This window comes from Candidatus Poribacteria bacterium, assembly GCA_021295755.1.
GTDB lineage: Bacteria > Poribacteria > WGA-4E > WGA-4E > PCPOR2b > PCPOR2b.
In genome coordinates, this window is sequence record JAGWBT010000125.1 from 1 (window position 1) to 739 (window position 739).

A 739-nucleotide genomic window follows, 5' to 3' on the forward strand; every position below is an offset into this window, starting at 1 on the left:
CCGAGCCTATCATCGGTGGGGGCGGAGTGCTTGTACCACCGGACACCTATCTCCCAAGAGTCAGAGAGATCTGTGATAAATATGGCCTCCTGCTAATCGCCGACGAAGTGATCACCGGCTTCGGCAGAACGGGAAGATTGTTCGGCTGCGAACATTGGGGCGTGGAGCCAGACATCATCACCCTTGCTAAAGGACTGACAAGCGGTTACATCCCGTTGGGAGCATGTGTGGCAAACGATGCCGTCTTTTCGGAATTTCTCGGTGAGCCGGAGGACAGCCGAGAGTTCGCGCAGGTCTGCACCTACGGCGGACATCCCGTCGCATGTGCAGCAGGTCTGGCAAACTTGGAGATCCTCACCGAGGAACGACTGGCAGAAAACGCTGAGCGGGTCGGAAGCTACCTCCTCAAAAACCTGAAGACGCTCGAAACCCTTCCGATTGTCGGCGATGTCCGAGGGAAGGGGCTGATGATCGGTGTTGAACTGGTCAGCGATAGCGATGGGACACAACTCGACACCGCCACAACCAAAGCAATCTGCGCGGAAATCCTGAAGAGGGGCATTATCGTCGGACGGATCGGGCAGACTGTGGACGAACCAGAGAATATCATCTTCCTTGCCCCGCCGCTGATTCTGACGGCTGCCGAGGCAGATCGAATCTTTGAGACGTTCCAAGACGTGCTTACTGACTTTTAGATCGCACGATCCACAGTGCCCAAAGCGATTATGGTAGATTTTAG

General features: G+C 55.5%; 1 protein-coding gene. It reads left to right on the forward strand.

The features are described from left to right. The coding region (locus J4G02_16995) for an aspartate aminotransferase family protein (protein ID MCE2396248.1) at positions 1–695 on the forward strand (695 nt) is incomplete at its 5' end. Between the last annotated feature and the right edge of the window lie 44 nt (positions 696–739).